Raw genomic sequence first — 8,134 nt, 5'->3', positions numbered from 1 at the left:
TTCAGCTTTTTTTCAGCGCCGCTACCAGCCCCAAAAAACCATCCAAAAGCAATCAACCAGACCGATAATCATCCAGCAATCCTTAAAAGACCGCTTAACAATCATCAGCACATCGATGATCAACTTATTGTTAACTTGTCTGGCCATTTTACTGACCAAAGAACCGTGGATACTGGCCGAAACCCTTATCCTCTGCCCGTTTGTTTCAGCGGCAGAGCCACCGTCCCAAGCGGGAGCCGGGGTATAGACCCGGTGACTGGGCGGTGCAACAACTATTTTCGCACCCGCCGCATTTTTCTTCAGGCCAGCCCCAGGGCCCGCAATTCGGCCAGCAGATGTTCCGGCAGGGCGTCGCCCCCCTGCCCTGCCCCGAGATCGGCCGGTGCGTCTTCCGGCTTCAGATAGCGCCAGCCCTGGAACGGGCGCTTGGGCATCGATACGGTTTCGGTCAGTTCCGGGTCCATCAGCATACGGCAATATTCCGTACCGTCGACATCGCGCACCATATCAAATCCCACGAAGCGCTGACGGCACTGCACAAAGCCTTTCACCACCCAGTAGATACAGCCACCATCCAGCAGCTCGGCCGCCCGGGTCGGGGCCCGCTTTGTATAGGTGGGAACGACGGCACGCCCTTGCCAGGTGATCTGGTGGTCGCGGCGCCAGTCGCGCATGGACTGGAGGCTTTCAGCCCCCACAGCCAGACGCAGAAGATGAATGGTCATGTCGGCATATGCCCGGATGATTAATCAGCTTGGTCGTGCGCTTCACGCTTCAAATGGGGGCATTTGAAACGATCATGGTCACGGGCGTCTGATATGGACCGGGGATCAGGCCCCGGCAAGCGGGTTGGAAGAGCGGCACCGCCCTTCGAAATTCGCAGAGATGAATTCCGGCTTCTTGAACAGGCCGCGCAGCCAGGCCGCCAGCATGCACAATTCCTCCAGCTTCAGGACTTCGTCGAGCGTGCCCGAGGGGAAGCGCACCTGGAAACTCTCGGCGATGATCTCCAGAACCTCTTCCACCTGTTCAATGCCGAGACCGCAATCGGTCTCCAGCATGGCGGTGCGGGTCAGTATCTTCTCATCGACACCATATTCATCGCGGATCAGCTTCACGATCCAGCGGAACATATGCATCCAGTTCGATACGCCTTCAATGGACCGGCTCACGATCCCGCTCCCGTCTATGTATGGCCGAACCGGGCTACCCCTTTCGGGGGCACCGCGCGTCCGGGCGAACCATCGCACTATCCGCCTGGAGCGTTAATCTTTTTTTGTCACGCGGAAGGATAGGCGCTGCGGTCCGCGCAACGCCGATGTGATATCCACACAGACCGTATGATCAGGTCTGGCCGTCGCTGGCCTTCGTCATACCATGGTCTGTCTCGCGATACAGCGTCACCAGTTCATCGACAGCCGCCGACGGCACGCCCAGGGATTCGAGCGCGCCGCGCGCCAGGACCAGACTGCTTTCGAAGGTTTCGGGCACCACCGCCTCCACCCCCTGGGCCAGCAGGAGGGCCGCATGGGCCCGGTCGCGGGCCCGCGCGAACAGGCGCAGGCTTGGCCAATGGTCGCGAAAGGCGGCAACAGTGCGGGCGGCCGCCTGCGGATCATCCAGGGTGATGATGGCGGCCACCGCGTGGTCGGCACCCAGCCGCTTCAGGGTTTCGTGCCGGGCACTGTCGCCGTAGAGGAGATGCAGGCCCTTCATCGCATGCTGGCGCACCAGATCGGCATTCATGTCGATGCCGACAAAGGGCACCTGCTGCCGCGCCATCAGGGCCGCAACCGTCTGGCCCACGCGGCCGAACCCGCAGATGATGACGTGATTATGCGGTTCCCCCTCCTCCCCGCCGCCCAGTGCCGAGGGTGCCGGCGGCGGCGCGAACCGGGATACCAGCCGGTCGGCCAGGGCGGGCAGGAAAGGCGTCACCGCGATGGACAGACCCACCGTCGCCGCCAGGGTCTGGCCCAGCGCATTATCGATCAGCCGGCCCGAAACGGCCGTGGCCAGGATCACGAAGGCGAATTCCCCCGCCTCCCCCAGCAGCAGGCCCGAGCGGATGGCCACATCACGCGGCGCCCCGAAGGCCCGGGCCAGAAGGCCGGCGACCAGGGCCTTCAAGGCGATCAGCCCCACCACCCCCAGGATGATCCATTGCGCCCGGTCGGCAATGGCGGCGACATCGATGCCCAGGCCCACGGAGAGGAAAAACAGGCCCAGCAGCAGTCCCTTGAAGGGCTGCATATCCGACTCGGCCTGGTGCCGGAACTCGGTACCCGCCAGGACCAGCCCCGCAAGAAAGGCCCCCAAGGCAGCCGACAGCCCCCCCAGCCCCGTGGCCCAGCCCGTGCCCAGCACGATCAGCAGCGCCGTGGCCGTGAACAGTTCGGTGCTGCGCGTTGCCGCCACCGCCCGCAGCAGCGGCCCCAAAGTGAAGCGCCCCAGCAGCAGGATCAGAACCACGGCCAGCAGCGCCTTGCCCACGGCCAGCGCCAGCGCCAGGGGCACCGACTGTCCCGGCGGTCCCGACAGGCTGGTGGCCAGCAGCAGCAGCGGCACCACGGCCAGATCCTGCAACAGCAGCACGGCAAAGGTGACGCGGCCCGTCGGCGATGCCACCTGACCGCGTTCGATCAGCAACTGCACCACCACGGCCGTGGAGGACAACGCCAGACCACCGCCCAGCAGCGCCGCGACCGGCGCATCGATGCCCAGCAACACGCCCACAATGGCCAGCAGCGCACCCGTGACCAGAAACTGCGCCACGCCAAGCCCGAAGACCCAGCGGCGCAAGGCCCGCAGACGCTCGCCCGACAGTTCCAGACCGATCAGGAACAGCAGGAAGACCACGCCCAGTTCCGCCACCGCGCGCACATCCTCCTCCAGCGTCACGACACCGAAGCCCGAGGGGCCCAGGATCAGGCCGCCGGCGAGATAGCCAAGAACAGGGCTGATTCGCAGACGATGAAGGAGTAGGATGCAGGTGACGGCGACGGACAGGAACATCAACGTCTCTTCCACCATGGAAAAGCCGTGGCCCGCATGGCCTGCGATATCCGTTCCTTCCACCACCGTCCCTCCCCTGCCGGAAAACCATCGGGAACATGGGTAGCAGGGGATTGTTGATTTGCCGAGAGTGGAACCAGCGGAAACCCGCTTTTCCGGAAAGGAGGCGATCATGCCGATGCCGAACCACACATCCCCCCGTCTGGCCGAAAGCGAATGGCGGCAGGCGAAAACACAACCGGGTCCGATGCAGCACCCGGCGGCCCGTCAGTCCCATACAAATGAAGAAGGTGCCGCCGATCTGCGGGAGAAGGAATGGCGGGCAGCCCGTCCCACCGACCATATGAAGCGCAAGGCGCAGGTGGGCCGGACCTGAACGAACAGGGGACGGTGGGGGCAAGTCCCCGCCGTCCTATTCCTGAAAATATTGCTGCTCGAAATCCGACAGCATCTCTTTCACGTCGGCCAGCAGACCCTTGACCAGACGCCGGTCCGGCTCGGTACACAGCGTCTCGTTCACGGCCTTGCCCAACTGCACCGACGCAAGCGCCAGCAGCTTCACGGCCATACGATCTTCAAGCTTCATCACCGCCTCATCCCCACGCCGAACCCAATAGATAGCGGGGTGTGAGAAATTTTTCGACAATCCTGTCGAAACAGCCAAAGCTCGACCGTCAGGGGAACGGGAGCGGCGATGGGCGCCGCCCCGATCCATGAGGGGAGTATCCGATGGCCAAGTTTGTCCTGATCCTGCGGGAAGATCCCGCCACCTTCGCCAGTCTGTCACCCGATGAAATGCAGGCCATTGTCGCCGAATATCAGTCCTGGGGCCAACGGCTGGGCGAGGCCGGGAAGATGGCCGGGGGCGAAAAGTTGCGGGATGAAGGCGGCCGCCATGTCACCGCAAAATCCGGAACATTGCTTGCCACCGATGGCCCCTATGCGGAGGCCAAGGAAGTCATCGGCGGGTTTTTCATCGTCGAAGCCACGGATTACGCCGAGGCGGAAACGCTGGTCGCGGACTGCCCGCATATACGCTACGGCCTGATCGAAATCCGGCAGGTCGACGAGATGTGCGGATAGGATCATGGAGGAAACGGCCGGTACCCTGGTCGCGGGTCTGTTCCGGACACAAGCCGGCCACCTGACCGCCCGGCTGGCCCGGTTGCTGGGTCCGGGAAAGCTGGACGAGGCGGAGGAGATCGTGCAGTCGGCCCTGACCAAGGCCCTGCATGTCTGGCCCCGATCCGGCATCCCGGACAATCCCGCCGGATGGTTGTGGCGGGCGGCGCGTAACGAGGCGGTGGACGGCCTGCGCCGACGCCGCTTCAGCGCACCGGTCACCCCGGCGGATCTGGCCGAAAGCCTGGCCGATGAGCGTGCAGGCATGAATGATCCACGGTTCGCCGCCGAGCTGGCGGATGAGAAGCTGGGTCTGATTTTTGCCTGCTGCCACCCCGTCCTGCCCCTGGAAAGCCGGGTCGCCCTCACCCTGCGGTCGGTCTGCGGCCTGGGCACAGGTCAGATCGCGCGCGCCTTTCTTTTGCCGGAACCCACCATTGGGCAACGCATTACCCGCGCCAAGGCCAGGTTGGTCGACATGAAAGTGCCCTTCGCCATTCCGGCCGGAGACGCCTTGCCGGAACGGCTGGAGGCAGTTCTGGGCACACTCTATCTGATGTTCAACGAAGGGGTGGGGAGCAGCGATGGCGAGGACCTGATCCAGGGTGACCTTGTCTGCGATGCGCTGCATCTGGCCCGCCAACTGGCGGATCATCCGGTCACGGGCCGGCCGGAGGCGGAAGCCATGGCTGCACTGACCTGCCTGACCGCCGCCCGCCTGCCGGCGCGGCAGGATGCCGACGGGCTGCCCGTATTGCTGGCCGACCAGGACCGCTCCCTTTGGCACAAGGGACTGATCGCCGCCGGCTTTCGTCATCTAAGGGCCAGCATGAGCGGTCCGGCGGAAACGCGCTGGCATCTGGAGGCGGCGATTGCCGCCGCCCATGCCATGGCGCCGGCCTGGGCCGCCACGGACCGGCCCTATATCGTGCAGCTTTACGACCGGCTGGTGCATCTGTGCCCGGGGCCGGTGACATTGTTGAACCGGGCCGTGGCCATTGCCGAACGGGATGGACCGGCGGCGGGGCTGGCCGCGTTGACCCCGCTGGAAGGTGACGGGCTGATCGCCCGCTATCCGCTTTTTACGGTGACCAAGGCGGCCTTCCTGGAACGCCTTGGGGACAGAACCCTGGCCGCCGAACAGCTCCGCCACGCTCTGGACCAGGCCGAACGGATAGGGATGAACCAGCCCGATCGGCGAATGTTGCTTCTCCGCCTGGACAGGTTGTCGGAATAGGCTTGCGCGTGCGGCGCAACATCGCGTTCCCTTATTTCACCGGGGCCACCGCCCCAGGAAAAGGAAGGGGAGGACCGCTCATGCATGTGTCTGCCATCCTGAAGAACAAGGGCGCCACCATTATCACCACGCGCCCGGATGAAAATGTCGCCGCCATTGCCCACGTCCTGCACGCCAACCGGATCGGCGCCATCCTGGTGCTGAATGATGCGGGCGGCATCGCCGGCATCCTCTCGGAACGTGACATTGTCAGGGGATTGGCCCTGCATGGGGCCAGTGTCCTTGACAAGCCCGTCTCCGCCCTGATGACGGCCAAGGTCGTCTCCTGCGCGCCGACGGACACCGTCGCCACCGTGATGAGCCGCATGACGGAAGGCCGGTTCCGCCACATGCCCGTGGTGGAGAACGGCATCCTGGTGGGCGTCATCTCGATCGGCGACGTGGTGAAGTTCCGGCTGGCCGAATACACCCACGAGGTGGAAAGCTTGCGCGACTATGTGGCCGGGCGGGTCTGACCCCGTCCGGTTACGCCCACGAATTCGCGTCCCCTGCCCCGCATGACAGGAGATCGTCGATGTTCATGTCCATGAATGGCGGGCTATGGTCCCGCCGGGAAGAACCGGTCGCGACCACGCCGCCCGCCCCGCCGGACCGGCTTCACCATAGCGTGGCCGGGGAAGAGGCGGGGGAGCGGTTCAAGTTCCTGGTCTGCGTGGATGGCAGCCCGCAAAGCCGGGCTGCCTTGCGATTCGCCGCGCTTCGGGCCCGGAATACGGGCGGCCTGCTGGCCCTGTTGCATGTCTGCGAGCCCGTGGACTGCCAGGGATGGATGCGTGTGGCCGACACGATGGAAGCCGAACAGCGGGAAGAGGCGGAATGCCTGTTGCAGGATATGGCGGGTGAAGTCTGGGCGTTGACCGGGCTGATGCCGGAACTGAACTTCCGGCGCGGTGCCATCGGCGCGGAAATCCTGGAGGCTATCCGCGAGGATGGTGACATTCACGCGCTGGTGGTTGGCGCGGCCCCCGCACTGGCGCGGCGTGGCCGGCTGATCTCCTGGCTGGCGGGTGAACTGGCCGGATCCCTGGATATTCCGTTGGTCATCGTTCCCGGCAACCTGACCGACCGGCAGATCGACCGGCTGGCCTGAAATACCGGCGGAAGATTATTCCCGCTGGAGCAGCCGGTCGGTCACGACATTCGCCCACCGGCGCGACAGAAACCCGGCCTTCATGGCGGCGGGGTCGTACATGGTCGCGACCCATTGATAGAATTCATCGACGCTGCGCCCGCCAGTGGCCAGGAAGCTCTCGAAGAAATGGTCGAGGATGCCCGTCTTCGACTGGCGCAGATGCCCGTATTTCCAGGACAATTGCTCCATCGCCTGTTCCAGGGGCAGGCCAAGCCCCACGAACTGGTACAGGACGCTCATCAAACCGACACGGTCGGCGCCGGCCTTGCAATGCATCACCGTGGGACCTTCCAGGCGGCGAAACAGTTCGCGGGCGGCGAACAGGTCTTCCTTGCGCGGGACATCACGCGACCGGACCGGAAAATCGACCAATTCAATGCCCAGACGGGCACAGGCCCTCACTTCAAAGAAATAGGAACCACAGGTGGGGCGGCGCCCCCTCAGATTGATGATGGTCCGGATGCCCATCCGGGCAAGATCATCGATCTGGCCCGGCGTCGGCTGGCTGGACCGGTACATGTCCGGTCCGATGCAATGGAAATTGCGATAGGCCATGCGGATGAACGCATGGTCATTGAACAGCGTGTCGGCGTATCGGCGTGTCAATACCCGCCAGCAATCGGACTGGGCCCATTCGGGCACCCCGACCACCGCATGCCGCAAGCGCGTTTCTTCGTACTGCATGCCAGTTCCTTCGCCCCGCCGGAAGGAGTAGCCATTTAGGCGCTACACCGACCAACGAACAATACATACGACAGGGTCCCGAAGCGGCGCGAGTGTAAAAACATGGCCCTTCGGTTATGTTTATTTGACGTCGCTGCCGGCGCGTCACCGCAGGTCGCCGGCGCGGAATTTTTGGCACCGATCGCCTGAACGGTCTGAGCGACGTTCAAACGCTGATCAGCCGCGCGATTGCTGGTGCTTTTCCCCTTCACGTGCCCCCTTGCCACGCGCGGGGAACAAGCCTAGGGTCCGACCGCCCAATGTGCAGAGGGGTTGTTTCCCGTGGTTCCCAGCTTGTCTTTTTCCGCGCCGCGCGTTCTGCGGCATGTGCTGCTTGCCGGCGCCGCTGTTCTGTGTCTGACGGGCGGCGTTTCAGCCCAATCCAGTGACCAGCAGCCGGCATCCGGCAGCGGCCTTATCCTGCCCGGCGCGGTGCAGAAGCCACAGCAGTCCGGTGGCCCGGCTGCCGGCACGATCGGCGGTGGTCCCGCCGCGGGCACCATCGGTCAGCCGGCCCCACAGGCCGCACCGGCCCCTGCCGCCGGAACCGTGGGTGCCGCCGCACAGGGCGGCCAGCCCCGCCCGGCCGCTGCGGCACCGGTTGCCCCGCCCAAGCCGGCCAAGCCTGGCGCCCCCAAGGGTGAGTGGCAGGTGGGACCGCAGGTCTTCTCCGATGGCAGCTTCAAGATGTGCGGCGCCTCGGTCGAGTTCGACAACAACCTGCACCTGATCTTCCTGCGCAACCCGGCCAAGCGGGTGCAGATGGTGCTGGGCATCCCCGGCGCACAGATGCCCACCGGTCAGCGGGCAGCCCTGAAAGTCTCCATCGACGGCAAGATCAACCG

The 8,134-nt window shown here is 64.6% G+C and carries 11 protein-coding genes and 1 pseudogene; 7 read left to right on the top strand and 5 right to left on the bottom strand.

Annotation, left to right across the window (positions count from 1 at the left end; genetic code table 11):
• Positions 1-247: hypothetical protein (locus KBA48_RS31165; RefSeq protein ID WP_292912580.1), on the top strand; the 247-nt coding region annotated here is incomplete at its 5' end.
• A 52-nt stretch (positions 248-299) separates the two neighbouring features.
• Here KBA48_RS31165 and KBA48_RS31160 read toward each other — a convergent pair.
• From KBA48_RS31160 to KBA48_RS31150, 3 genes are all read right to left on the bottom strand, one after another.
• Positions 300-725, bottom strand: a complete 426-nt coding sequence (locus KBA48_RS31160) for a DUF1489 domain-containing protein (protein WP_292912579.1) — start codon at positions 723-725, stop codon at positions 300-302.
• A gap of 105 nt (positions 726-830) precedes the next feature.
• Complete coding sequence (locus tag KBA48_RS31155) at positions 831-1,172, bottom strand: acyl carrier protein (RefSeq protein WP_292912578.1); 342 nt, start codon at positions 1,170-1,172, stop codon at positions 831-833.
• A 172-nt stretch (positions 1,173-1,344) separates the two neighbouring features.
• On the bottom strand, positions 1,345-3,078 hold the full coding sequence (locus KBA48_RS31150) for a monovalent cation:proton antiporter-2 (CPA2) family protein (protein ID WP_292912577.1): 1,734 nt from the start codon (positions 3,076-3,078) through the stop codon (positions 1,345-1,347).
• Between the two features lie 109 nt (positions 3,079-3,187).
• Between KBA48_RS31150 and KBA48_RS31145 the strand changes: the two genes are divergently transcribed.
• Entirely contained in the window at positions 3,188-3,391 is a 204-nt protein-coding gene (locus KBA48_RS31145) for a hypothetical protein (protein ID WP_292912576.1), read from the top strand.
• A gap of 36 nt (positions 3,392-3,427) precedes the next feature.
• Here the strand turns inward: KBA48_RS31145 and KBA48_RS31140 are convergent, their stop codons facing one another.
• Complete coding sequence (locus tag KBA48_RS31140) at positions 3,428-3,601, bottom strand: hypothetical protein (RefSeq protein ID WP_292912575.1); 174 nt, start codon at positions 3,599-3,601, stop codon at positions 3,428-3,430.
• A gap of 143 nt (positions 3,602-3,744) precedes the next feature.
• On the opposite strand from KBA48_RS31140, the gene KBA48_RS31135 reads away from it, so the two are divergent.
• From KBA48_RS31135 to KBA48_RS31120, 4 genes are all read left to right on the top strand, one after another.
• The gene (locus KBA48_RS31135; protein ID WP_292912574.1) at positions 3,745-4,098 is read left to right on the top strand and encodes a YciI family protein; all 354 of its coding nucleotides are present in this window, start codon (positions 3,745-3,747) and stop codon (positions 4,096-4,098) included.
• 4 nt (positions 4,099-4,102) lie between these two features.
• The gene (locus tag KBA48_RS31130) at positions 4,103-5,374 is read left to right on the top strand and encodes a DUF6596 domain-containing protein (RefSeq protein ID WP_292912573.1); all 1,272 of its coding nucleotides are present in this window, start codon (positions 4,103-4,105) and stop codon (positions 5,372-5,374) included.
• Positions 5,375-5,454: 80 nt separating this feature from the next.
• Positions 5,455-5,889, top strand: coding sequence for a CBS domain-containing protein (locus KBA48_RS31125; RefSeq protein ID WP_292912572.1), 435 nt, complete (start codon positions 5,455-5,457; stop codon positions 5,887-5,889).
• A gap of 59 nt (positions 5,890-5,948) precedes the next feature.
• Positions 5,949-6,524: a universal stress protein gene (locus tag KBA48_RS31120; protein ID WP_292912571.1), complete on the top strand. Its 576-nt coding sequence runs from the start codon at positions 5,949-5,951 to the stop codon at positions 6,522-6,524.
• A gap of 15 nt (positions 6,525-6,539) precedes the next feature.
• Here KBA48_RS31120 and KBA48_RS31115 read toward each other — a convergent pair whose 3' ends face one another.
• A complete protein-coding gene (locus KBA48_RS31115) occupies positions 6,540-7,250 on the bottom strand; it encodes a sulfur transferase domain-containing protein (protein ID WP_292912570.1) in 711 nt (236 codons plus the stop codon).
• A gap of 333 nt (positions 7,251-7,583) precedes the next feature.
• Here KBA48_RS31115 and KBA48_RS31110 point away from each other — a divergent pair.
• A pseudogene (locus tag KBA48_RS31110) lies at positions 7,584-8,134 on the top strand (hypothetical protein); the annotation flags it as partial.

The sequence above is a fragment of the Niveispirillum sp. genome, assembly GCF_017996735.1.
GTDB lineage: Bacteria > Pseudomonadota > Alphaproteobacteria > Azospirillales > Azospirillaceae > Niveispirillum.
This window is presented reverse-complemented; position numbering and strand designations above follow the sequence as displayed.